Raw genomic sequence first — 22,095 nt, 5'->3', positions numbered from 1 at the left:
ACGTTTTAATTTAAGAATGAATTTAATCTGCGGGATCATCAACCAAGAACTGGCTATCTAGTTTCGCAGTAACTCTAATAATACAGCGGCAGTCAATTCTTTGGTACTGTTAGTTGCTTCAATTTTCATTTGTGTATTCAAAGATGGTAAATCTGTCAGCTTGCTATATGACACATGAATGCTTACTTTGGTTGCCTGTTTATGATTTTTCCGCAAACGAATTGCTACTTGTTTAGCCATCTCGCTTAATACCAGTTCAACCTCCGCTTGTTCATAGTAGTCTCTTGGCAAGATTTGTGAATTTCCAATTGAACGATTAGCTAAATTAGGGACATAAGGATGATGAACATTAGATTCATCAACACCATTAGCATGAAACCAAAGCTGTACGCCAATAACGCCAAATTTTGTTTTTAATAGGTCTGGATTAGCATTCGCTAATTCTTGAATGTTGGTAATACCAATTTGGTTTAGGCGTTTGGCCATTCGGGAGCCGATTCCCCAAAAGTCAGTTAAATTCGGAATTGCCCAAACTTTACTTTCCACATCTTCGTAAGACCAATTAGCACGCATGGTTTTAGTATGTTTGGCTTCATTATCCAATGCCAATTTTGCTAAAAGCGGATTACTGTTGCTCATACCAATAGTTGAATAGATCCCTGTTTGACGCCAAATATCTCTTTGAATGCGGGCACTAACTAAGTCCAATTTTTCTTTTCGAGAAAGGGTAGGTTCTTCAACAAAATAATTAAGTGAAGCCGTTAAATCAATAAAGCCTTCATCAATCGAATAAGGTAAAATGTCATCTCTACTGGCATATTGTTGAAAAATATCGAAAATCTGCAAATTCTTTTCAATATAGCGTTCCATGCGTGGAGGAACAATCAAAGTGCGTTTAGCCCAATATTCTATATATTGAATGTATTCTGGTGTCATAGGCAAGCCTTGTTTTTTCGCTTTATAATAAGAGAATTTCCGAGTACGAATGTTGAATGGTAGATCATAAGCTCTTCCTACATTGGTCTTATGAAAAATCTTTTTGAACATAGGGGACGAGGCTAAAATTAACCCACTAGCATTATCGGCATTACTCATTACGCATAGCGACGTAGTTAATGGATTAAGTCCGCGATCAACGCATTCGACGCTGGCATAAAAAGACTTCATATCAATAAATGCAATGTCAGATTTTGGCTCACTAGAATAATCAATATAGCCCACAAAAATCACCTGCTTTGTCTTTATTCATAATCGAAAATTGGCATAAAATGATCGACAACTTTACCAACAACTTGAGGACGGTCAATCAGCGGAATAAACCGATCCTGATACTTAGGATTAAGCGAAACCATTTTAAAGCCACGGTCAGCTCGATATAATTTTTTGATGAAAACTCGTTCATCCCATGAAATGGCATAAATATCCCCATCATAATCAAAACCACTGGTTTTAATTAAAGCTACTTCGCCACTATGATAGACTGGTTCCATTGAATCCCCATCAATCCAAGCGGCGATATCAAAGCCAGTAAATTGCTTGTCTGAATAAACCGTCTCTTTTGAAAACTCATCGGTAAAGCCATTACCCAAACCAGCAGCCAATTTAATATCGCTTAATACTTGGTAAGCATACAAGGAACTTGGAGAAAGTTCATCTTGTTGGTGGGTTAATAAATTCTGGACATAGTTATCAGCTCGTTTTTGATTATGTGGCGTTAATTGAAGATAATTATTAATAATGTCATATTCTGATTCAAAATAAGTTGTTGTTTTGGTATGCAATATTTCTGCTAGTTCTTCAAGATTACCTTGATTTGGTTTGGTTAATCCTTTTTCCCAGCGAGAATATGAAGAGCGGTTGATCCCAAGCAAAGCAGCAATTTTGCTTTGAGACATTCCTAATTCTTTTCTTCGCATAGCCAATTTCTCGGGTGAAAACATATTTTTCCTCCTTGTTGCATTATTATGCAACACAATTTTAGCACAAAAAATAATTAAAATGCAATTTGTCTTTCCAATGTATGCGGTTACGTGTAATAATAAAAGTATAGCTTTTATAGAAAAGAGGACAAGTTAATGAAATATATTAAAATGGGGCCAACGACTTTAGAGATTCCAGCAATGGCCTTAGGAATCATGCGGATGGGTAGTAAAAGCGTAGCCGAAGCAACTAAAGTACTTAAGACCAGTATGGAACACGGCATTAACTTCATTGATTCAGCGGATATCTATGGTGGCGGCAAATCAGAAGAAGTTTTTGGGGAAGCTTTAAAACAAGGCAAGATTGCTCGTCAAGATTTATTCATTCAATCAAAAACAGGAATCGTACCTGGAAAAAGATATGATTTTGCCAAAGAACATATTTTAGCTGGAGTAGATGGGATTCTTTCTCGGATGGGGATCGATTATTTAGACAGTTTGGTCTTGCATCGACCAGATATTTTAATGGATCCAGAAGAAGTAGCACTAGCCTTCGACCGATTACAAGCAAGTGGTAAAGTCCGCTTCTTTGGTGTTTCCAACTTCAATCCATCAGAAATCGAACTACTTAAAACCGCAGTTAGCCAACCTTTAATGTTTGATCAATTACAGTTTGGCTTAATGCATAGTAGAATGATTGATTTTAACGTACATACTAATATGGAAGATGAACCGGCAATTAATCACGATGGGCAAATTTTAAACTATTTGATGGCTCATAAGATAACTATGCAGGCATGGTCGCCATTCCAATATGGTTTTATCAATGGTACGTTTATTGGCAATCCGGATTTTCCTGAGATCAATCAGGCACTTGAAGACTTGGGCAGTAAGTATGGCGTTGGTAAAAATGCAATTGCTGCAGCCTGGATTTTGAACCATCCGGCTAAGATTCAAATGCTGATTGGAACGATGAACCCAGCACATATTGCTGATTCTGCTGAAGGAGCAGACGTTAAATTGACTAAGCAGGAATGGTATGACTTATACTTAGCTGCTGGTCATGATTTGCCATAAAGCAATAGTAAGAAAATAAACAAAAGAAAAATCAAAGCGTAGTGAACAAATTAAAAACTGATTCACTACGCTTTGATTTCGTATACAAGTAACTTATTAATGTCTAGCTAAAAGCCACACCTAAGTAAATCATCAAACAATCTGATAAATTCTCAAAAAGTAATCCAACCAGCTCTACCGATCGACAGAACAATTGAAGAACAAATCCAACCGCAATTGTATAAACTAGTTGCCTCCAGATTATCTATATCAACTAGATCCTCATAGAAAACTAGGTTTACCAATTAAGATGACTATGATTATGTGGCTGTGAATGAGAAATTGTAACCAAGCAGATGTCTGACAGATTTACTATCAAGAAAAGGTGTGATATACAACTTATTTCAAGATTTATTGTAACATACAAAAAAACGATTTGGTAGGTCTTTTAGAAAAAAGTCGAATTATTTTTTTGTAGTTGATAAATATAATTCATATTATTCGGTTTTATTAAGTTGCTTGCGTTGTTTATCGATTTCAGCTTGTTGAATATATTGGTCTGTAGCGGATATTCCCGTATGTCCTAATTGAGTAGCAACTACCATTACGTCCTTGCTTTCATCATAGAGTTCGGTTCCTAGTGAGTGCCGTAACTTGTGAGGAGTAGTGCGATTTCCTTCAGGGAAAGCTTCGGAATATTTGCTGACAAACCTTTCAACTGTATTGGTTGCAATTCGCTTGGCCTTGCCCGCATACTTAGTCAAAAATAATGCTGGTTCATTTTTGTCTGGTTGATAACGTTGCTCGCGGATTTCAAGATAATTATCTATATAAGGAATAGCCCAATCCGCAATTAATGGCGCATCTTTTTTTCCACCTTTGCGGACGACAATAATACTTCGTTCACGACGATTGAAATCTTTTAAATTGAGCCGTGATAATTCAGATACCCGAATACCAGAAGCTAACAGCAAAGCTATGATAGCCAAATCACGCTCTTTATTGAATAAAAATGACGAACGAGCCCGATTGCTGAGCGTATTTTCGTAGTCATTGGCAATAAAGTTAAGCCAATCATGCTTTTTTGAACCAAGATAGAGCATTGGGGCAAACTTGGCATTACGATATGAAATTGATTCTTTGCTGCCTTTAATTAGAGGAATTTTTAACATGACATTGCGATAGAAATAAGGTTCACCATCTTTTAAATCAGCAGTAACCGTTAAATAATGAAATAAAGACCGCAAGGCATTAATCGTACGATTGATAGTTTTGCGAGAATCACGAGTAGATTGCTTATTTTCGCGAAAACTCAATTCTTTCAAAAATGTTTGAACTTGAGCAGCTTGCAATTTTTCAAGAGTTTCAAGCTTAATATCCTTGTTGCTTGAAGCGTTGCTGATATTGCCATTATCGGGATGTTCGATATCAGCCGGAGCCTGTCTTAACCAATCGAAGAAGCGACGAAATTCGGTTAAATATTGGTAGACAGTCGTTATTGCTAAATTAGGTTGCTGACTATAATAAAAAACGTATAATGGCATATCTTGCAATTCTTTATCGATAAGTTTTGAATATTGTTTTGCATCCATGCAGGCAGCCTCCTAAAATTAATCTGTCTCTATTATACAAGAATGGTATTAATAAACAAAAGCCAATATTAAGATGGAATGTCAGCTAATATATTTATCTTGAATATAGTAACAGCGAAAATAATTAGTTGAATTGTATATATGAATAAGTAAAATACTAGTTGGAGAAGTTTAGAAAGAAATAGGTGGACAACAGTATGGGAAATTTTTTGATTATATGTTGCATGATTGCAGCAGCAATGGCTATATATTATTTTATAGGGTTCATAATCAGTCTGTTTAAAAGAAAAAATCGAAGAAAATATTTATTAGGGGTTGGAATATCAATATTTTGCTTTTTCTTTTTTGGATTAATTTATGATTCAGTAAATAATACTAAAGATGCTCAGCCGACCAGTTATCATGGCTTAAAGGTTTATAAGGTTGAAGTTACAAGTAAAAAATCCAATGACGATGGTGGAATAGTTGTTAAGGGAACTACTGATGCCCCAAATGGAGCAAAAATTATAGCCCAGAGTTCTGTAAAAGACTATGATAGTACAAATGAGGCATCGCCTAGTGATATTGATAAGGATGGATATGAATTAGTTAAAAAACATAAATTTAGCATTGTTATTGATGATGTTGATGAACTGTATCCTTCGGACACTTTAAAGAAAGGGCAAAAGTTAAAATTTAAAGTACTTGCTGTAAAGGGTTATAATGAAAAATTTAGTGACCATGTGATTAACAGTAATTTACGAAAAGCAATTAAGAAATCCGGAATTAGTAATACAGTATTTAAAGCAGACAGTAAATTGGTTGAATACTATTCAGATGATGAAGATGACTCAGACGACGAAGACGATGATACATCGGACGATGAAGATTCAGACGATTCTGATGAAGATACCGATAGTTCAGATGATTCAGACGAAGACATTGATAACTATTCAAAAGAAGAAAAAGTTGCTGTTGCATTAGGCATACTTAAGAAAAACTATGAAGGGATTGCAAAAGTAGAATATCAAACAGATTATGATATCTCTATAACCATCCTTCCTTACGACGATGGTTATAGAGATATCATAAGTGAAGCACTTGATGGTGATACTGATCATTGGAATGGAGTGACAGATTCAATAGATAAAATTTCAGAAGCATTATATGAAAAAGTACATCTAAAAGTTCCAGTATCATTGTTAAACCCAGATGATACGAGCAAAGTTCTTTATACTTCAATTGATGGGTTATCGAGCTACGATTTTATCGATGATTAAATATACAGAATAATAATTTTTAAATCTAAAAAGCTGCTTGGACTAGTTGAGTTCAAACAGCTTTTTACTATAATCCTAAATATTCTTCTAAAACAGCTAATACGCCCATTTCAGTATTTGGAGGCGCAATATGATCGGCGATTTTCTTAACTTCAAGATTGCCATTTTCCATTGCATAACTATGACCGGCTAATTTTAACATTTCTAGGTCATTTAAGCCGTCACCAAATGCCACTAAGTCTTTTGGTGCAATTTTTAAAATTGCTAATAGCTGCTTTAAGCCCTCAGCTTTATTGACGCCTTGAGGAATAATATCGTTGTCTTCCCAGCCACTAGAAGTGATTCTAATCGGTTGGTCATGCTTAGCGTTAAAGTCGCGTTCCATTTCAGGAATCAACTTTGCCAACAGATGGAAGTTCAACTTAGTATAATCATCTTCTGGCAGGTTTTCAAAGTCATCAATTTGCTTCAGGTTAGGGTAGTAGTACTTAGAATATGCCTTTTGCTCTTCGCTTTGACTAGCAAGGCAGTAAGAATTTTCAATTCCACTGATAGTAATGGTTCGCAAATTATCTGGATAGTGCTCTTTTACATAGGCACAAACTTGTTTGACAGTTTCAAAAGGAAACGAGATTTTATCTACGATTTTGTCTTTAATTGCTAAAACCGCACCGTTATCGGCAACATAATCTAAACGATCTTTAAATTCTTCAAAATCTATTTCAAGACGACATAAAGGACGGCCACTAGTAGGGATGAATACGATATTTCTTCTTTCTAATTCATCAAGAACCTTACTGAAACGTTGATGATCATATGAACGATCTGAACCACAGAAGGTTCCATCCATATCAACAGCAATTGCTTTAAATGGAAGTTCAGTCATAATGTTATCTTTCCTCATCTATAAATTAAACTGTACCTATTTTAGCAAAAAAACGCTTTATTCGATATAGTAACCAGCTATTTTCTTGCTATACGTATTCAAAAAACAATTATACTAAGTTATAATTATAATTGGAAAAAGGATTTTTTTGTTAAGGAGGAACAGCTATGAAGAAATTATGGATGGCCTTAGCAACTTTGCTTGCTACAGTTGGTGTGATGACTTTGCACCCACAAAAGGTAGATGCTGCTTCATATGGTAATTTAGGAGAATATACTACTCCAGTCGAATTACGTGGTACTTGGTATTACCGTCAAGTTGATCCAATGACTAACAAGTTGTCAAAAAAGATCTATAAGTTAAGAGTTTTAGCTCATACAATTGAAGATGCTAACGAATTTGCCTATGTCTATGTAAATGACGAGAATTCAGTTGGCGATTTCTTGAAGATGACTAGTGAAGAACGAAAACAAGCTGAATACGCAACTAAAGGTTGGGTAAGAGGTCAAAGAGTAATGCACGATGGCATCAATTACCTAAACATTAAAGGCTGGTTCCAAAGCTCAGGTTCTGGTGAATATTATGGCTTCACTATGAAGAAAAAGAACGGTAAGATGGTTCCTGCTGTAAGAATCGCTCATGGAGCAGGATTCTGGGTTACCGGATATGCATACAGATCTAAAGATTTAGCATAATAATATAGCTTATTGAAGAGTAGCAGGATTTTAGATTCTGCTACTCTTTTGTTTAAGTGAATCGATGAAAAAAGTACCTGTCAAGTTGGAGTTAAGCAAATTCCCAAAAGAATTGAGAAACTACTTAAAAAATGCAGAAATTTTTGATAGTAGCTCTTCCAGGGATGCAAGAACATATTATCTAAAGAAAGACTGCGGATATTTCCTAAAAGTTGCTAGCTTAGGAGCTTTAAAAGAAGAAGTAGAACGAACTGCCTATTTTTACCAAAAAGGATTAGCACCTAAAATTATCTTATATTTACAGGATAAAGAAGATTATCTGTTAACGGTCAAGGCAATTGGTCAAGACTGCGTTGACCCTATGTATCTAAAGTAACCAGAAAAATCTATTTACACATAAAATTTGACAGTTCCAGCAGGTTTGTTCATAGCTGCATCTTTATAGGCAGTAGTACTGTGTTTTACTCGAATAATTTTCGGGTTACTTGAAAAATAATCATGCTTATCATAACTTACTTTGTTTTCGTTAGTTGAACTGTCAGAACTAATTACTTGTGTTACGACTTGATTGGTAGAAGAATCATTGTCGGCTGCTTGAACAGTTGTTACAGTTATACTAACTTCAATTAATGCAGAGATGAGGGCAATAGCCCACTTTTTTTGCTTTTTCATACATATTTCCTCCTAAACTTTAAGTTCACATTTATTTTACTATGAAGAGATATATAATGATATAATGACTTAAATGAAATAAAATAAAAAATAAAGATAAAAAGTAATTTCAAAAATATAATTGTAATCGCTTACTATTACTATGCAACAAGCACTATCGATTTACGAAATAAACGAATTTTATAAAGATATTATTAGTTTTAGCTTATTTATTATCACACTTTTAGTAGATATTAATTATAAAAAGTCTCATTTGTCAAAGCTTATTTGAAATTAAGCACAAAAAACCGAAAGATTCATATTTGGATCTTTCGGTTTATGCATATTAATGGTTAGATATTAGTTTATTTTAAAAATTTACGGATCTTATTAATGCTTGCGAATAATTGTCCATACTCCAAGAAGAGAAGTTAAAATCAATCCAAAAATTGAGTAAATTACACTTGATTTATTACCTGTTTGTGGCAATTTTTCTTGTGAATCTGTAGTAGCGTCTACTTCGTCTTCAACTTTTGAACCGCTGGCAAGTTCATTAGATATGTTGTTTTTTACATTAATAGTTGGAGTAGAAGGATCTGTTGGATCAACTGGATTAGTTGGAGTGGAAGGATCCGTTGGAGTAACCGGAGTAGTTGGGGTAGAAGGATGCGTTGGGTCGACTGGAGTAGCTGGAGTGGAAGGATCCGTTGGATCAACTGGAGTAACTGAAAGAACTGGTACATCAGCCCTGTAGTAAATATCGACAATAGCATCCAAACTTTCAGAAGTTACCTCAACTGCATCAACAGAAGTAGGAAGAGCAGTATAGCCAACTAATTCAGGAGCAGTGAATTTTTCCCATTTTCCAGTAGTCCAATCACTATAAGTTTTTTCGTCACTACCAGCAATACTAGTGTAGGTCCGCTCTAGAGTAACAGTCTGGTAAAAAGCCTTGCAAGCCGTATAAGCAAGTTGGAGCAAAAGAAGCCTATCTATGCAAGCTCGCAGAGTGAAGCAGAGACAAAATCCAAGCAGACAAACGATTTATATTATTTCTAGGAGGTAACGCATGGGACTAGTGATAGACGGACACAACGTCAACGGCTTAGCGCTAGGCGGACAATCGTTTTATAGCGCTATTTTTAACGGCGATAGTGTCACGATCAACGGCAAAAAGTACACACAAGGTGCATCAGTTAACCCTAAAATCTATAACTTTAAAGTTAGTTCAAGCGATATTGGACTTAACGGAAATTCATACTATATCAGTGTTTCAAAAAACTATTTACCAGACTTAACAGGTAAAACTATTTCACTGGGTTTAGTTTGGGGACACCTATTTACGCTAGGATCAATGACTTTACCTTTTGTTTATCCTGCAACTTATCCAGGTGCTACATTGGCTTATAAAATAAATAGTTTTAGTGATACAGAGTATACAGATCAATACATTGATAGCCTAACAATAAATGAAGGTTATGATAATAGTTACCATGTAAGTAGTCCAGCTTTTGATGCTAATAACAGCGGTGAGTACGAATTAAGAAACATCCCTAACCAATACAACGGTTTTGTAAGCCTTACAGTTATTGTATTCGGGGGGGAATTAGATACCTAACCCACCTTTACGAATGCTACAAGTTAGCACTAAGAAAGAAGGTGCTAGCATGGGCTTAGTTATAGACGGTCACGATGTTAAAGGTTTGGCATTAGCTGGAAACTCTTTTTATGCGCTTCAAAAAAATGATGATGGTAGCATAACAGTAGATGGTCAAAAATATTCAGCTAGTAGCGGTAAACCAGAAGAACACGTATTAAATTGGGGACCAAATACGGGTGATCCCAGAACTTCAAACTACGATCAAGTTAATTGGGGAACGAATTTCTATCATTTTGGCGAATTTTTAAGTTCATTCAAAAATAAATATGTACAATTTGTTTTTTGTTCAGATCAGTATACTCCAATTGCGATAACTTATTGGATCAAGTTTGATTACGATTTAGGATCAGAGTTTACTTTAACCGTTTATAATCATCGGCGAGAACAGTTGAATTGTAGGATAGAACAGAATGGAACACTTTATGTACCACAATATGACAATTCTTATATAAATCAATTTGCTATTTTCTGGCAAAATTAAGAGGTTATGAACCTAAATTGCATTATAGCGACTAAAAAATAGTTGCAAATAATGAGAGACTGATATAAAAACGTATTTATTTGTGTACTTTTTTGTGTACTTGATGTATAATTATACCAGAGGTGGAAAATATGAGTATACAAGCAGTAACAACACGTGATATTCGTGATAATTTTAAAAAGTACGCAGATGATGTAACTAATTACAATGATATTGTTTTAGTTGCACGTCCAAAAGGTGAAAATTTGGTAATCATGTCTGAAAAAGAGTTTCAATCAATTCAAGAAACTAATTATTTGTTAAGTAGTCCTGCTAATAGGGAAGTATTATTAAACGGAATCAAAGCTAAATCATATTCAAAAAAATTTAGCCCTGAAGAATGGGAAGAATTTATAAAGAATGAATAGCAAAAGAAAATTAAACGTTTGTTTTGTGAATATTAGTTTTGATGAATATTTATCATGGCAAAAGACAGACAAAAAAACGGTTAAGAAAATTAATGAATTGATTGAAGATACTAGAAGGCATCCTTTTGAAGGTAAGGGTAAACCTGAGCCTTTAAAGAATGTGTTGTCTGGTTACTGGTCTAGACGGATTAATCAAACTGATCGCTTAGTTTATGCGGTAACAGCTGATAGTATTGAAATAATCAGTTGTAAATATCACTATTAAAAGAAAAGCTTGCATATGCAAGCTTTTTTTATACACGAAAGAGGTAAAAATTATGGTTGAAACTGACACGGCAAAAATTAATGATGATGGTTCAATTGAGTTTAAAGGATTGTTTGTTTACTATTACAGTAATCCTGAAAGTCCTGATGTTAAAAAGTACTGTGTTCCAATTTATACAACGGTAAAATTGGATCAAGTCCCTTGGCGGTGGCACGATGTTAAATCAAGTGATGACTTGGTAAACCCTGTTTGGGATACAAAACTTAACACATGGGTTGAAGCGTCTGCTAAGACTCAAACACAAATGCTTGCTAAATTGCAAGATGACTTAAACGACACAAGCAAAAAGATTGCTACACTTCAAGAAAATCAAACTAAGCAAGATGCAAGCGATAAGCGGTTAGATACACTTCAACAAATGCAACTTACACTTACAAACACGATTGGACAGATGAACGGTCAGATTAACAGCATTGCAAGCACTATGAAGCAAGTTGTTGATGGTTTAAACAGTAAAAATAACTCTGCCGAACCATCTGAACCAATGGAAGGAAGTGATAAGAATGATTAGCTTTACATTTACTCCAATTGACCTTACCAGTTTGTACAAAGAACAGTACTCACTTGGTTGGATTGATAAAGCGACTCTTAGAAGTTATGTAACGTACGGCTTTATTACAAAGGATCAGTTTCAAGAGATTTCGGGTGATAGTTATGAAGCGCAGGCTTAACACGAGCTTTATTTTAATTGGCTTAACACTCCTAGCTCTGTCATTATCTTTTTTATCTGATCGTAACTTTTATTTTTATCCGCCAGAATGGGCACCTACATTTAATGATTTAAGAATTGATATTATTGCACTGATAACCGGTATCTTACTTATGATATGCGGTTTTTTTAATATCAAAAATGATTTTTTTGTGGGTTTACTATTAGCAGTCGCAGCAGCGTTTGTAAGTTTTATGCTAGCTATTGAATTAATTCATATTTACTTTGTGGGCTATTTTAGGTTAAAGCCTAGCATTATCCTAGATATGTATTTTTTAGCTGACATTATGTTGACAGCTTATTATAGACGATCAACCAGAACTAGAAAACGATAAGTGAGGTGTAGCACTTGCACGATATAATAAGTCTCATTCAAGTACTGACACCAATAATTACAGGACTAGTTACGCTTTTTTTAAGCTCAATCAAAAACAAACAGGATCGGATTGATGAAGAAAATGATCGTTTAAGTAAAAGGGTACAGACACTGACCGCACGGGTTGAGTATCTCGAAGCTGAAAACGACCGTTTAAGGAAGGAACTTTTAAAAAATGACAATTAAAGACTATTTATATTTAGGTATCACGGTTGCAAGTTGGACACTAGCAGTTATTGCTGGTATCTATGCTCACAACAAGCAAAAAATTAATAAATCAACAAAGTTTGGACAAGTTTTAGACGCAGTAGGTAAAGTTGCTACTTTTGCAGTTCATGAAGCTGAGTTTACAGGTATGGACAACGAAGCTAAACGAGAGTATGCAAGTGAGATTATTTCACAAGCGCTTAAAGTTGTAGGACTTAGTGCAACACCACAAGTGATTAACGGAGCGATTGAAAAGGCAGTAAATGGTATGCACTTAGCAAACGAATCTTTACCACAAGCTGATAGCGGAGTTACCGCCGAACCAGTGGCAGAAACCGATATTGTGCAACCAACTGGTAGCGCTGAAAGCGCAATTGTAGAGCCTTCAAATGTTGAAAGTGGTGCAACTGATCATGAGTAGACAGTATGGAATCGACGTGGCAAACTATCAGTACACCGATTTAACTAGATATGCTAATGCTGGTGCTAAGTATGTTTTTGTTAAAGCAACCGAAGGAATAGGGTACTTCAATCCAAAAGCAGTATCACAGGTTAGAAGTGCACACAAGTTAAAGCTTTATGTTCATGCTTACCATTTTGCTACATTTGGAAATTCGGTATCACGGGCAAAAGCGGAAGCTAAGTACTTTGTATCACGTGCTAAGTATTTAAACATCAGCAAAAAACGCTATCTGGCGCTTGACTGGGAAACCGGTGATGGTAACGTAGTTGTTAATTCACGTTCAAGTAATACCAGTGCGATTATCGCTTTTATGAACGTTATTAAAAAAGCAGGGTACAATCCTATGCTTTACAGTGGTGCGAGCCTTTTAAGAAACAACATTGATACTAACCAAGTCGTTAAAAAGTTTGGTGACTGTATCTGGGTAGCATCATATATGACTATGAGTGCTATCAGCAAGCCTGACTTCAACTGGTTCCCGTCTATGAACGGAGTTGCGATATGGCAGTTTAGTTCTAATTGGTGCGGTTTAAACGTTGATGGCAATATTAGCCTAATCGACCTACACGGCGAAAAGGCAGATAAACCGGTTAAAGCAGTTACAACAACAAGAAAGGTAGCAAAAAAAGTTACAACTGTTTATGCTCCTATAATCAACGGTGACCCTAATTGGAAAATCGCTTTACATGACAGTGATGGTCGTTTAACTGGTAAGTATATTAGAACCAACACAACTTGGAAACTGATTGATACCTTAACCATTAAAGGCGTTAAATATTACAAATTGGGCACTAATCAGCAACTTGCACCAGCTAAATACTTCAAAAAGTAGTAATTTTGTTCTAAAATATACATATGGACAATTTAGTCGTCCTATGAATTTATCTTTTAAGTTTAGCGTTATAGAAAGCCGGTACTTCCCAGGTACCGGCTTTTTTGTGTGCAAAAAAAGAAGACAATTTTTTGAAAAATCATGTATTTTACTGTATTTTGTCGGAAAATTTAGGACACAGTAAAACTGTCATAGAAGGCTTTATAAAAGCATTTGTTGAAATAAAGGCAAACCCACAAACAAGTGTGCTTAAAATTACTGTTTTATCTAAACTAAACATATAAAAAATAGTAGCGTGCCCAAAAGTGTCAAAATCAGCATTTTACCAACAACATCCAAATTGTGGTTAAATTTCAAAAATATACTGAGCAAAATAATTTTTTTCTGGCTCATCAATTCAACATTTATGCTTGTTTTACATGTCGTGAACTAATCAATTTTTATTTATCATAACTACATAAATTCTTGCTAATTTTGATATCTTGACCAGTATTTAACATCATAAATAATTATGAATTACGCAAAATGAATCAAATAGATTTCAATCAGATTCTATTTTTAACAATAAAAATATTATGTAAAGTTGATGTGACTCTATTTCGCTGAATAATTATCTCTAGCAAAAATGAGCAATAATTTCCTTATTTCATCAAGTATAACTAAAAATCAACATCATTTTCTTTCTCAATGTTTCCTTTATTACTTGTATTTTGTATAATACAAGTGTGATTAAAGTAATCACTTTATGCATATAAAAAAGTATCACCCACTAGTAGGCAATACTTTAAACATATTTTCAATCATGATTATCTGGATGAAGGAAAATTGACTTAAGTTTCAACTGTCCATTTTTATTCTTATAAGTTACATCATAAAATCGACCATTTATTTCTTCAACGTAATATAAAATATCCCCGGATCCTTGATTATCACTCGTAATATCTACCGTCAATGACTTTCTCTTCTGTAAATGTATTAAAGTATTTTTATCAGTTCGATAATCTCTGTTAGACTCTTGAGTAATCGTTGTTTCTATCAGATAATTCTTCCAAATTGTATTTCCGATAAAAATAAATGCAATTAGGCAAAAAATAGAAATTGTTGTAGCAAATAAAAACATTTTTGCAGTATTATTTTTCAAAATAATATCCTTCTTTGTACCAGAACATAGACATTGAATTATTTAGTTTGTTCCAAAAACTTTTGATAAATTTGATCAACAAAGTGAATAATTCGTTCTCCTAATTCACCATACTCATGGGTATGAAGATTAGCCAAAGATATTCTAACTGACCACAAATCGCTTCCGAATGGTGCTGTTCTAAGCAAAATAACATGCTCTTTTCTTGCTAATTCAGTAAGGAAATCAACTGTACTCCATTCTGTTTCGAGATATTCAGCAAATTCTGAATTATAATGTTCACTTGCCCAGTTGATAATATTTAAATCACAATAATAAGCAGTATCATATTCGCTTCTTAAGCTTGGAAGTTCCATAACCTCAAAGAAACGATCCTCTCGTTTATGACACAAATGCATAATTAATTGTTGATAGTGCGCACCATTTTGAACAATTCCATAAATTGAAAATAGCGTGATCATCATTTGCTGAGGAGTTGATAAACCAGCAACGTGATTCAAAGTGATATCACGAGAATCAGCTACTAAGCGATCGATAAAACTAAGGCGATCGTTGATCATTAATGGTGCATATCTAGCAGAAACTTTCCGTTTACAATGCATTGGTAATTTTTCGATCAACTTTTCCATTACATTGTTCTTTGATACAGCAAGCACACCTAAACGCCAGCCTGTAGCTCCGTAATACTTTGAAAATGAATATAAACATAAGCAATTGTCAGGTATTACCGCAAACAGTGATTTGAAGTTGGGTACAAAGGTGCCGTAAACATCATCAGAGATAAACAATAAATCTGGCCGTTTATTAGTAACAATTTCTTTGATCGTTTTGAGGTTTTCGTCATTTAAAGCATTGGAATTAGGATTGGACGGATTAACCAAAACGGCTAATTGGATTTCTGGATCGGATAACTTTTGTAATTCGGAATCAGGATAAGTATATTCGACGTGATCTCCAACTTTTACCCTTGCTGCTTTAATTGGTACTACTTCAAACATATAAGAAGAAAGATGAGGTAATTCAACATAAGGAGCAAAAGTAGGTAAAAATAAAGCAATCTTATCACCCTTATGGAGTAAATGGGAATTCATCAGGGTATCAAAAGCATAACAAATACCTGCTGCGCCACCTTCTACCGGAAATACATCAAAATCAACTTCATTTTCATCAAACAATGCTTTGGTCATGAAGCGTTTTAACGGACCTTCAGCTACATCAAGAACACGTTCTGGACTTGGATAATTGTCACCTGTAATCGCATCACATGCCTCATCAAACCAACTAGCAAAATCGCCTTTAATCAAATCTCTATGCTTTAACAAATGTTGCCAATAACGACTACCTTGCGTATCTCTTTTTGACAAGAAAGCTTCAAATAATTTTAAACGTGCTTGTTTACTGTTGATTTGACTGCCAAGAGCATTTTCTTCTTGAGAAAAAATTAATTCACTTGTTGCAAATTCACCCAATAGAAAGAAAGCTTCTCTAGGAGTTGGAGAAGTCCAGTTAGGATTTCCACGTCCTGCATCTAACAATGGTAAGCCAGGTTGCTTCTTAACTTCTTCATGTAAAAATAAACTAAATTCAAATGGACTCAAACTATTTAGATCAGTATTTGACATATTATTTTCCTTCTACTATAGATTATTATCATTATACCCGATCAGTCCCTATACTAACAAAGAAATTGTAAGTTTTATTAAAAAAATAAGGCTTCGTCCCAAAACAGACAAAGCCCTTATTTAGATTAATCAGCATCTTTAGTTAATTCGTAAATAGCTTCAGCGTAAATAGCAATTGAATCGATTAAGTCATCAACCTTCATATATTCATTTGCTTGGTGCATTACCATTGGTGCATCTTCAGGTTGAGCTCCAAAAGCAACACCATGTTCAAATAAACGACCATAAGTACCACCACCGATAACTACTTCGTGGCCCTTCTTACCAGTTTGATGTTCGTAAACTGCCAACAAGGTCTTAACAAGTGGATCATCACCAGGTACATAGTGAGGTTCTTCAAAACCATCATATGATGGGGTTAAGATATCGCTGTATTTTTCAGCAACTTGACTAACCATCTTATCTGGATCAGTACCTTGAGGGTAACGAATGTTATCAAGCAAGTATGCGCTATCAGCATCAAAATGGAAAATACTTGGAGCACTTGAAAGATCACCCATCAAGTCATCGTGATGAGCAATACCAAGCTTTTCACCCTTGAAGTCTTCGTGTTCTACTTCAGCTAAGAAGTGAACATAATTCTTAGCAGTTCCTGCTAAATCAAGACTATCTAAGAATAAGCCTAAGAAAGTGGCAGCATTTCTACCAACTTGAGGAGCACTTGCGTGTGCACCTTGACCAGTTACTTCAAGCTTAGCTTGTGAACCTTCAATTGCAAATTCACCTTCAAGTTTATTATCAGCGATGAACTTATCGAATTCAGACTTAATTTCTTCTAAGTTGTCAGCTTCAATTGTAGCAAAGGCCTTTTGAGGAGTAACGTTTGCTGCAATACCTGCTTCAAACTTAACTAATTTAACTGAGCCTTCACCAGCTTCTGGTTTGAATTCAAGCTTAAGGGTATAAATACCTTGTTCACCATTGATAATTGGAAATTCAGCATCTGGTGAAAATACTTGGTCTGGAGTTGGTTCATGTTTCAAGTAGTAATTGATACCAACCCAACCAGTTTCTTCGTTAGTACCAACAACGAAGTCGATCTTCTTCTTAGGTTCAAAACCAGCTTCCTTTAAAAGTAACATACCATAGTATGCTGCTAGAGCTGGACCTTTATCATCGGCACTACCACGACCAATGATCTTACCATCTTCGATTAACATCTTGAATGGATCAGTTACCCAACCATCACCAGCTGGAACTACGTCCATGTGGCCAATTACGCCAACACGCTTTTCACCTTCACCAAAGTCGACACGTCCAGCATAATTTTCAACGTTTTTAACGTGGAAGCCATCTCTTTCAGCAAAAGATAAAAACTTTTGCATTGCACGAGCAGGACCTTCACCTACAGGAAATTCTTCAGTAGCGTGTTCAAGATCTTCTGATGAATCGATTGCAATCAATTCAGCTAAGTCTCTTAAAATATCGTCTTTCTTAGCAGCAGCTAATTCTTTGTAATTTAAATCCATAATAAGTCCTTTCTGTAGTTAATTAATTAAATTTTATCATACTTTTTTTAAAAACACGTAAAACAGGATTATTTTGCAAAAATATTATCAAATTTCTAAATTGAGCTTCTATAAACTTGTTTGATTAACTATCAACCAAATGAAATGAACTTGGCCCTAGAATTGCGATCTCAGCATTGATTAAATTCAAGACAAAATTCACTTGTGGGAAAGAAAAAATAATGAATAGTACTAAGAAATTTGAACTTCTTTTTCTAGGCGTCATAATGCAGAAAAGACGCCTAGAAAATATAACAGAACTGCTAACCCCTTTATAAATCAGTACTTTTGACCACTTTTATTATTCTATGGTAAAATTTGCTTAAGCGTTATAATTCAGTATTATTAAATAAAGACGTTTAGAAAGAAAGCAACATAATGGTCAATCATAAACAGCGACAAATTCATAATGTAAAGCCAATACGAGATACTGTCGTAATGGAAGAAGTTCAACAAGCTCTTAAAACGCAAACAGAAGATGGGATGCGTAACTATACTATTTTTCAAACAGGTAAAGCTACCCTCTTACGGGTAAGTGATGTATTAGCCCTTAAAAAATCCGATGTTTACGAAGACGATGGTGAAATTAAACGAAATGCATATATCTTCGATCAAAAAACTGGCAAACCAAACACCCTATTTCTTTTACCGATTACTAAAGATCTGACCGAATACTATCAATACCTTAAGCAATATCAAAAAGAACATCCAAAAGTTAAAGTTTTTAGTAGTCCATGGCTATTCCCTAGTTTTCGTCATCCACAAAAACATATCGATGGCAAACGATACTGGCATATTATGGATGATGTCGGCAAGCTGTTGGGAATTAATTATTTAGGAACACATACCATGCGTAAGACTGGCGCTTATCGTGTTTACCAACAAAGTAATCATGACATCGGTTTAGTAATGAAGCTGTTAAATCACTCAAGCGAAAGTATGACCCTAAGGTATATTGGAGTGGATCGTGAGACGATTGAAAGTAAACTAAGTAAAATTGACTTTGGATAAAATGGAATAAAAAAAGGATCAAATGCTCTCGATCGAGTTTTGATCCTTTTAATTTACATAATTATAATTATTGTAAGCTACTTAACATCTTAAATGCTGTTTCTGTGTCATGTGCTTTTAGTTGGTATACATTATTGCCATTTTGCCATGAGATTACAGTATTCAATGAACCAACGCTGTCACCAACAATTACATGAACACTACTGTTGGTAGTAGTTGCAGGCATGCCATATTCGTTTACTAAATTCAAAAGTTCTTTAGCTTTTTTAGTTCCGTCTTGTTTCAATACGCTACTTGCTTGAACAACGTATGACCATTTACCTTTATTCCATTGAAGATACTTTTGACCAGCTGCTCCTTCACTAGTTGCAGTAGTATTAGCATCTAACTTCACAGTTGGTAAACCAGTTTGAGCTGGCATGTAGTTAATAATGCTATCAGCATCAGAAACATTCTTGTATTCGGTAAGAACAGCATATGGCTTTTCGTTTTGTAAACTTGCAGCATTAAATGCAACCGGACTGTTACCTACACTGTAGTACACAACATCTTTATCTGACGCAGTTGTGTAACGAGCATTTAAGTTTTCACTGCCTTGTCCTAAACCGTCCTTGGTAGGCAAAAGCATATTTGGCAAAACCTTATGTAATTTTGCGGTTAAACTATCAATTCTACTTTGCTTAGGTGCTTGACTAGAAGATTCCTTGCTTGAGGAATTTTCTTTGCTGCTTGATTCTGTTTTTTGCACCTTTGAACTAGATTGTTTTTGAGGTTGTGAACTACTTTGGTTACCATTGTTAGCACAAGCAGCTAATGACAAGGCTGCCAAAAGCGTAACAGCTGTTAGACCAAGTTTATTTTTCATATAGTATACTCCTTAATCAAAAAACTCTCTTTAGTCGTATTATACCAGACTTATAGCCCGTTTATTTTAAGAAAGGCTTTCAGTTTTACTATAATTTAACGTTTTTGTAACACATCAACAAAATAGCTTTACATAATTATTTTTATGGTAATTATGGTAAAAAATGTAAAAATATCACCATCATCATTGATTTATGGTATAATTTTTATATATTTTTAATCAAGGAGAATTATATGCACGAATTAACGATTCAAGAACTCGAAGAGTTTAGTCATGATTTTAATAGTAAAGCAAGTAATCAAGTTGTTTCAAGAGCAGCTAGACGTAGTGGCATTTATGAAGCTTCATATAATGACCAAGTCTCACAAAAATTGACCCACGTTTTTTCAACTGAATTAGATACAAATAATGTAACTAACCAACTTCACTCAGGTCGTTGCTGGGAATTTTCAGCCTTAAACGTACTTCGTCATAATTTTGGTAAAAAATATAAGGCAAAAGATTTTACTTTTTCTCAAGCTTATAACTTTTTCTGGGATAAAGTCGAACGTGCCAACGTTTTTTATGATCAAATTATTGCATCAGCTGATAAGCCATTGTCTGATCGCACTGTTCGTGCATACTTAGACTTAGCTGGTCATGATGGTGGCCTTTGGCATATGGCTACTTCATTAATCGAAAAGTATGGTGTGGTACCTTCATATGCGATGCCTGAAACTTTTAACTCTAACAATACTAGTGCATTGATCGAAACTTTATCAAAAAAGGAAAAGAAAGATGCCCTAGTTTTGCGTAAATTAGCCCAAGCCGGTGATCAAGAAGGTTTGGAAAAGGCTCGTAAACAATTCTTAAATGAAGTTTACCGCATGACTGCAATCGCTGTTGGTGAACCACCAAAGACATTTGATCTTGAATATCGTGATGATGACAAGAATTATCATCTTGAAAAGGATTTGACCCCAGTGGCATTCTTTAACAAGTATTTATCAGATGTTGATTTTAGCGATTATGTTGTCTTGGCAAATGCACCGGATCATGAGTACAACAAACTTTACTCACTTCCATTCGAAGATAATGTTAATGGCAAGCACCCTAATACATACTTGAACGTTCCAATGGAATATTTGGCACAAGCTGCAATTGCTCAATTAAAGGATGGCGAAGCTGTTTGGTTTACCAATGATGTCGCTAAAGGCAAAGATAACAAAACTGGTTTCTTATCAACTGATTTATACAAGTTTGATGAGTTGTTTGGTGTTGATTTCGAAATGACCAAAGCTGACTGTTTGGCTACTGGTGAAGGCGTAATGAGCCATGCAATGACACTTGTTGGTGTTGACGAAGATCATGGTGAAATTCGCCAATGGAAAGTAGAAAACTCTTGGGGCGACAAGGTTGGTAACAAGGGTTACTACGTAATGGACAATGATTGGTTTAACGAAAATGTTTATGAAGTTGTTGTTCACAAGAAATACTTAACCAAAGAACAAGTTGCATTAGCTGAAGGCGAAGCAGAAGCAATGCCAGCTTGGGACTCAATGGCATAATTATGTGTTTTTTTACGAATCTTCTCTAAAGGGATGATTCGTTTTTTTATGCAGTTTTTCTAACAAAATAAAAAGCAAGCAAAACAAAATCTTGCTTTTACTTGCTTACTTGGCAACTAACCACATGGTGCCATCATCGGTATAATAGGCGTTATCATTAATTGTGAAAGTTAGAGTTAACTTCTTAGATTTAACAACTAGTTTATTATTATCCTTAGTTACATGAACTCTGCCTAAATCTGCATTTCGACCTACTGTAGCTATTGATTTATTGCCAGCTACTGCTTGAAAAAGTTTTTGATCGACTTTATTTGACGACTTAGTTTTTACAGCGTTTGAAAATACTACCAATGTAGCTTTGTTTTTGGTAAAAAGCAATCTGTAATATCCACCAAGCTTGTTATCATTGGGATTTTGAGCTGTTTCTAGTCTGGAATTTACCAGGTAGTTAGGCACTGTTTGTTGATTTTGGTAGTAGAATACGCCACCGCCAATTAATAATAGTGCTACCACCACAGCTGCGATGATTTTTTTCATGATGACACCTCACTCTTTAAAATACTAATCTTGCTACTTAGCCATATGAAAATATACTTACTGTACCGTTTCAATATCTTAAATATTTCTTAATATAACACCATTTTGTCTTTACAGTCAAATGATTTATCTCGCTATAAATCTCAATAAAAAAGCCAACCTTGGCTTGCAACCAAAGTTGACTAATTAACTAATCTTTTTTTCTATTAATAGAGTTACTGCGAAACATCTGCTATAATCTTAAATTATGAAATACGAAACAGCTAAAAATTTAAACAATACCAGA

General features: G+C 34.8%; 26 protein-coding genes and 1 pseudogene. 16 read left to right on the top strand and 11 right to left on the bottom strand.

The features are described 5' to 3' along the window. Nucleotides 1-78 precede the first annotated feature (78 nt). Both BN52_RS07400 and BN52_RS07395 read right to left on the bottom strand, forming a co-directional pair. Nucleotides 79-1,221 (bottom strand): annotated as a pseudogene (locus BN52_RS07400) (Y-family DNA polymerase); the annotation flags it as partial. Between the two features lie 20 nt (nt 1,222-1,241). Then, nucleotides 1,242-1,940 (bottom strand): LexA family transcriptional regulator, encoded by a 699-nt coding sequence (locus tag BN52_RS07395; protein ID WP_008473831.1) that lies wholly within the window; start codon nt 1,938-1,940, stop codon nt 1,242-1,244. Between the two features lie 135 nt (nt 1,941-2,075). On the opposite strand from BN52_RS07395, the gene BN52_RS07390 reads away from it, so the two are divergent. Continuing rightward, nucleotides 2,076-2,996 carry an aldo/keto reductase gene (locus BN52_RS07390; RefSeq protein WP_008473830.1) on the top strand — a complete coding sequence of 307 codons (921 nt, stop codon included), beginning with the start codon at nt 2,076-2,078 and terminating at the stop codon, nt 2,994-2,996. 476 nt (nt 2,997-3,472) lie between these two features. On the opposite strand, the gene xerS is transcribed toward BN52_RS07390, so the two are convergent. Next, nucleotides 3,473-4,567, bottom strand: a complete 1,095-nt coding sequence (xerS, locus tag BN52_RS07385) for a tyrosine recombinase XerS (RefSeq protein ID WP_008473829.1) — start codon at nt 4,565-4,567, stop codon at nt 3,473-3,475. Nucleotides 4,568-4,764: 197 nt separating this feature from the next. On the opposite strand from xerS, the gene BN52_RS09640 reads away from it, so the two are divergent. Beyond that, nucleotides 4,765-5,826 (top strand): tripartite tricarboxylate transporter TctB family protein, encoded by a 1,062-nt coding sequence (locus BN52_RS09640; RefSeq protein ID WP_008473828.1) that lies wholly within the window; start codon nt 4,765-4,767, stop codon nt 5,824-5,826. Between the two features lie 67 nt (nt 5,827-5,893). On the opposite strand, the gene BN52_RS07375 is transcribed toward BN52_RS09640, so the two are convergent. Then, nucleotides 5,894-6,712 carry a Cof-type HAD-IIB family hydrolase gene (locus BN52_RS07375; RefSeq protein WP_008473827.1) on the bottom strand — a complete coding sequence of 273 codons (819 nt, stop codon included), beginning with the start codon at nt 6,710-6,712 and terminating at the stop codon, nt 5,894-5,896. A gap of 167 nt (nt 6,713-6,879) precedes the next feature. Between BN52_RS07375 and BN52_RS07370 the strand changes: the two genes are divergently transcribed. Together BN52_RS07370 and BN52_RS07365 are read left to right on the top strand one after the other, a co-directional pair. Beyond that, nucleotides 6,880-7,407 carry a hypothetical protein gene (locus BN52_RS07370; RefSeq protein WP_008473826.1) on the top strand — a complete coding sequence of 176 codons (528 nt, stop codon included), beginning with the start codon at nt 6,880-6,882 and terminating at the stop codon, nt 7,405-7,407. A gap of 64 nt (nt 7,408-7,471) precedes the next feature. Continuing rightward, nucleotides 7,472-7,783 carry an Aminoglycoside 3-phosphotransferase gene (locus tag BN52_RS07365; RefSeq protein WP_008473825.1) on the top strand — a complete coding sequence of 104 codons (312 nt, stop codon included), beginning with the start codon at nt 7,472-7,474 and terminating at the stop codon, nt 7,781-7,783. Between the two features lie 14 nt (nt 7,784-7,797). Here BN52_RS07365 and BN52_RS07360 read toward each other — a convergent pair whose 3' ends face one another. Further along, entirely contained in the window at nt 7,798-8,079 is a 282-nt protein-coding gene (locus BN52_RS07360) for a hypothetical protein (protein WP_008473823.1), read from the bottom strand. A 369-nt stretch (nt 8,080-8,448) separates the two neighbouring features. Beyond that, complete coding sequence (locus BN52_RS07355; protein ID WP_008473822.1) at nt 8,449-9,039, bottom strand: LPXTG cell wall anchor domain-containing protein; 591 nt, start codon at nt 9,037-9,039, stop codon at nt 8,449-8,451. A gap of 88 nt (nt 9,040-9,127) precedes the next feature. Here BN52_RS07355 and BN52_RS07350 point away from each other — a divergent pair, with 88 nt between their 5' ends. The 10 genes from BN52_RS07350 to BN52_RS07310 all read left to right on the top strand — a co-directional run bounded on the left by BN52_RS07350 (nt 9,128) and on the right by BN52_RS07310 (nt 13,518). After that, nucleotides 9,128-9,676: a hypothetical protein gene (locus BN52_RS07350; protein WP_008473821.1), complete on the top strand. Its 549-nt coding sequence runs from the start codon at nt 9,128-9,130 to the stop codon at nt 9,674-9,676. 49 nt (nt 9,677-9,725) lie between these two features. Beyond that, nucleotides 9,726-10,199: a hypothetical protein gene (locus tag BN52_RS07345; RefSeq protein ID WP_008473820.1), complete on the top strand. Its 474-nt coding sequence runs from the start codon at nt 9,726-9,728 to the stop codon at nt 10,197-10,199. Between the two features lie 131 nt (nt 10,200-10,330). Continuing rightward, complete coding sequence (locus BN52_RS07340; RefSeq protein ID WP_008473819.1) at nt 10,331-10,606, top strand: type II toxin-antitoxin system Phd/YefM family antitoxin; 276 nt, start codon at nt 10,331-10,333, stop codon at nt 10,604-10,606. Then, nucleotides 10,599-10,871, top strand: a complete 273-nt coding sequence (locus BN52_RS07335; protein ID WP_040473482.1) for a Txe/YoeB family addiction module toxin — start codon at nt 10,599-10,601, stop codon at nt 10,869-10,871. Before BN52_RS07340 ends, BN52_RS07335 begins: the two co-directional genes overlap by 8 nt. Nucleotides 10,872-10,923: 52 nt before the next feature. Continuing rightward, a complete protein-coding gene (locus tag BN52_RS09635) occupies nt 10,924-11,442 on the top strand; it encodes a hypothetical protein (RefSeq protein WP_008473816.1) in 519 nt (172 codons plus the stop codon). Further along, complete coding sequence (locus BN52_RS09940; protein ID WP_008473815.1) at nt 11,435-11,602, top strand: XkdX family protein; 168 nt, start codon at nt 11,435-11,437, stop codon at nt 11,600-11,602. The genes BN52_RS09635 and BN52_RS09940 overlap by 8 nt, the downstream gene beginning before the upstream one ends. Next, on the top strand, nt 11,586-11,975 hold the full coding sequence (locus tag BN52_RS07325; RefSeq protein WP_040473481.1) for a hypothetical protein: 390 nt from the start codon (nt 11,586-11,588) through the stop codon (nt 11,973-11,975). The genes BN52_RS09940 and BN52_RS07325 overlap by 17 nt, the downstream gene beginning before the upstream one ends. A gap of 14 nt (nt 11,976-11,989) precedes the next feature. Beyond that, nucleotides 11,990-12,202 carry an MreC domain-containing protein gene (locus BN52_RS10240; RefSeq protein ID WP_008473814.1) on the top strand — a complete coding sequence of 71 codons (213 nt, stop codon included), beginning with the start codon at nt 11,990-11,992 and terminating at the stop codon, nt 12,200-12,202. Further along, nucleotides 12,192-12,644: a phage holin gene (locus BN52_RS07315; protein ID WP_008473813.1), complete on the top strand. Its 453-nt coding sequence runs from the start codon at nt 12,192-12,194 to the stop codon at nt 12,642-12,644. The genes BN52_RS10240 and BN52_RS07315 overlap by 11 nt, the downstream gene beginning before the upstream one ends. Beyond that, nucleotides 12,637-13,518, top strand: a complete 882-nt coding sequence (locus BN52_RS07310; RefSeq protein ID WP_008473812.1) for a GH25 family lysozyme — start codon at nt 12,637-12,639, stop codon at nt 13,516-13,518. The genes BN52_RS07315 and BN52_RS07310 overlap by 8 nt, the downstream gene beginning before the upstream one ends. A gap of 796 nt (nt 13,519-14,314) precedes the next feature. On the opposite strand, the gene BN52_RS07305 is transcribed toward BN52_RS07310, so the two are convergent. The 3 genes from BN52_RS07305 to pepV form a co-directional block, all read right to left on the bottom strand. Further along, a complete protein-coding gene (locus BN52_RS07305) occupies nt 14,315-14,659 on the bottom strand; it encodes a hypothetical protein (protein ID WP_008473810.1) in 345 nt (114 codons plus the stop codon). 38 nt (nt 14,660-14,697) lie between these two features. Further along, nucleotides 14,698-16,281 carry an aspartate 4-decarboxylase gene (gene aspD, locus BN52_RS07300; protein ID WP_008473809.1) on the bottom strand — a complete coding sequence of 528 codons (1,584 nt, stop codon included), beginning with the start codon at nt 16,279-16,281 and terminating at the stop codon, nt 14,698-14,700. A 125-nt stretch (nt 16,282-16,406) separates the two neighbouring features. After that, nucleotides 16,407-17,810: a dipeptidase PepV gene (gene pepV / locus BN52_RS07295; protein ID WP_008473808.1), complete on the bottom strand. Its 1,404-nt coding sequence runs from the start codon at nt 17,808-17,810 to the stop codon at nt 16,407-16,409. Nucleotides 17,811-18,227: 417 nt separating this feature from the next. On the opposite strand from pepV, the gene BN52_RS07290 reads away from it, so the two are divergent. After that, nucleotides 18,228-18,860, top strand: a complete 633-nt coding sequence (locus BN52_RS07290) for a tyrosine-type recombinase/integrase (protein WP_008473807.1) — start codon at nt 18,228-18,230, stop codon at nt 18,858-18,860. Nucleotides 18,861-18,927: 67 nt separating this feature from the next. On the opposite strand, the gene BN52_RS07285 is transcribed toward BN52_RS07290, so the two are convergent. Next, complete coding sequence (locus BN52_RS07285) at nt 18,928-19,725, bottom strand: hypothetical protein (protein WP_008473806.1); 798 nt, start codon at nt 19,723-19,725, stop codon at nt 18,928-18,930. Between the two features lie 233 nt (nt 19,726-19,958). Between BN52_RS07285 and BN52_RS07280 the strand changes: the two genes are divergently transcribed. Continuing rightward, nucleotides 19,959-21,272: a C1 family peptidase gene (locus BN52_RS07280; RefSeq protein ID WP_008473804.1), complete on the top strand. Its 1,314-nt coding sequence runs from the start codon at nt 19,959-19,961 to the stop codon at nt 21,270-21,272. A gap of 105 nt (nt 21,273-21,377) precedes the next feature. On the opposite strand, the gene BN52_RS07275 is transcribed toward BN52_RS07280, so the two are convergent. Next, the gene (locus BN52_RS07275; protein ID WP_008473803.1) at nt 21,378-21,809 is read right to left on the bottom strand and encodes a hypothetical protein; all 432 of its coding nucleotides are present in this window, start codon (nt 21,807-21,809) and stop codon (nt 21,378-21,380) included. Between the last annotated feature and the right edge of the window lie 286 nt (nt 21,810-22,095).

The sequence above is a fragment of the Lactobacillus gigeriorum DSM 23908 = CRBIP 24.85 genome, assembly GCF_000296855.1.
Lineage (GTDB): Bacteria > Bacillota > Bacilli > Lactobacillales > Lactobacillaceae > Lactobacillus > Lactobacillus gigeriorum.
Note: the sequence above shows the minus strand (reverse complement) of the source record. Positions and strands in the feature narration are given on the sequence as shown.

Excerpts from the sequence above, each read along its gene's own strand:
- BN52_RS09635 (WP_008473816.1), top strand. The coding sequence starts at position 10,924 with ATGGTTGAAACTGACACGGCAAAAATTAATGATGATGGTTCAATTGAG.
- BN52_RS07285 (WP_008473806.1), bottom strand. The coding sequence starts at position 19,725 with ATGAAAAATAAACTTGGTCTAACAGCTGTTACGCTTTTGGCAGCCTTG.
- BN52_RS07280 (WP_008473804.1), top strand. The coding sequence starts at position 19,959 with ATGCACGAATTAACGATTCAAGAACTCGAAGAGTTTAGTCATGATTTT.
- BN52_RS07345 (WP_008473820.1), top strand. The coding sequence starts at position 9,726 with ATGGGCTTAGTTATAGACGGTCACGATGTTAAAGGTTTGGCATTAGCT.
- BN52_RS09640 (WP_008473828.1), top strand. The coding sequence starts at position 4,765 with ATGGGAAATTTTTTGATTATATGTTGCATGATTGCAGCAGCAATGGCT.
- xerS (WP_008473829.1), bottom strand. The coding sequence starts at position 4,567 with ATGGATGCAAAACAATATTCAAAACTTATCGATAAAGAATTGCAAGAT.
- BN52_RS07340 (WP_008473819.1), top strand. The coding sequence starts at position 10,331 with ATGAGTATACAAGCAGTAACAACACGTGATATTCGTGATAATTTTAAA.
- BN52_RS07310 (WP_008473812.1), top strand. The coding sequence starts at position 12,637 with ATGAGTAGACAGTATGGAATCGACGTGGCAAACTATCAGTACACCGAT.
- aspD (WP_008473809.1), bottom strand. The coding sequence starts at position 16,281 with ATGTCAAATACTGATCTAAATAGTTTGAGTCCATTTGAATTTAGTTTA.
- BN52_RS09940 (WP_008473815.1), top strand. The coding sequence starts at position 11,435 with ATGATTAGCTTTACATTTACTCCAATTGACCTTACCAGTTTGTACAAA.
- BN52_RS07275 (WP_008473803.1), bottom strand. The coding sequence starts at position 21,809 with ATGAAAAAAATCATCGCAGCTGTGGTGGTAGCACTATTATTAATTGGC.
- BN52_RS07335 (WP_040473482.1), top strand. The coding sequence starts at position 10,599 with ATGAATAGCAAAAGAAAATTAAACGTTTGTTTTGTGAATATTAGTTTT.
- BN52_RS07365 (WP_008473825.1), top strand. The coding sequence starts at position 7,472 with ATGAAAAAAGTACCTGTCAAGTTGGAGTTAAGCAAATTCCCAAAAGAA.
- BN52_RS07390 (WP_008473830.1), top strand. The coding sequence starts at position 2,076 with ATGAAATATATTAAAATGGGGCCAACGACTTTAGAGATTCCAGCAATG.
- BN52_RS07315 (WP_008473813.1), top strand. The coding sequence starts at position 12,192 with ATGACAATTAAAGACTATTTATATTTAGGTATCACGGTTGCAAGTTGG.
- BN52_RS07360 (WP_008473823.1), bottom strand. The coding sequence starts at position 8,079 with ATGAAAAAGCAAAAAAAGTGGGCTATTGCCCTCATCTCTGCATTAATT.
- BN52_RS07370 (WP_008473826.1), top strand. The coding sequence starts at position 6,880 with ATGAAGAAATTATGGATGGCCTTAGCAACTTTGCTTGCTACAGTTGGT.
- BN52_RS07290 (WP_008473807.1), top strand. The coding sequence starts at position 18,228 with ATGGTCAATCATAAACAGCGACAAATTCATAATGTAAAGCCAATACGA.
- BN52_RS07350 (WP_008473821.1), top strand. The coding sequence starts at position 9,128 with ATGGGACTAGTGATAGACGGACACAACGTCAACGGCTTAGCGCTAGGC.
- BN52_RS07325 (WP_040473481.1), top strand. The coding sequence starts at position 11,586 with ATGAAGCGCAGGCTTAACACGAGCTTTATTTTAATTGGCTTAACACTC.
- BN52_RS07395 (WP_008473831.1), bottom strand. The coding sequence starts at position 1,940 with ATGTTTTCACCCGAGAAATTGGCTATGCGAAGAAAAGAATTAGGAATG.
- BN52_RS07375 (WP_008473827.1), bottom strand. The coding sequence starts at position 6,712 with ATGACTGAACTTCCATTTAAAGCAATTGCTGTTGATATGGATGGAACC.
- pepV (WP_008473808.1), bottom strand. The coding sequence starts at position 17,810 with ATGGATTTAAATTACAAAGAATTAGCTGCTGCTAAGAAAGACGATATT.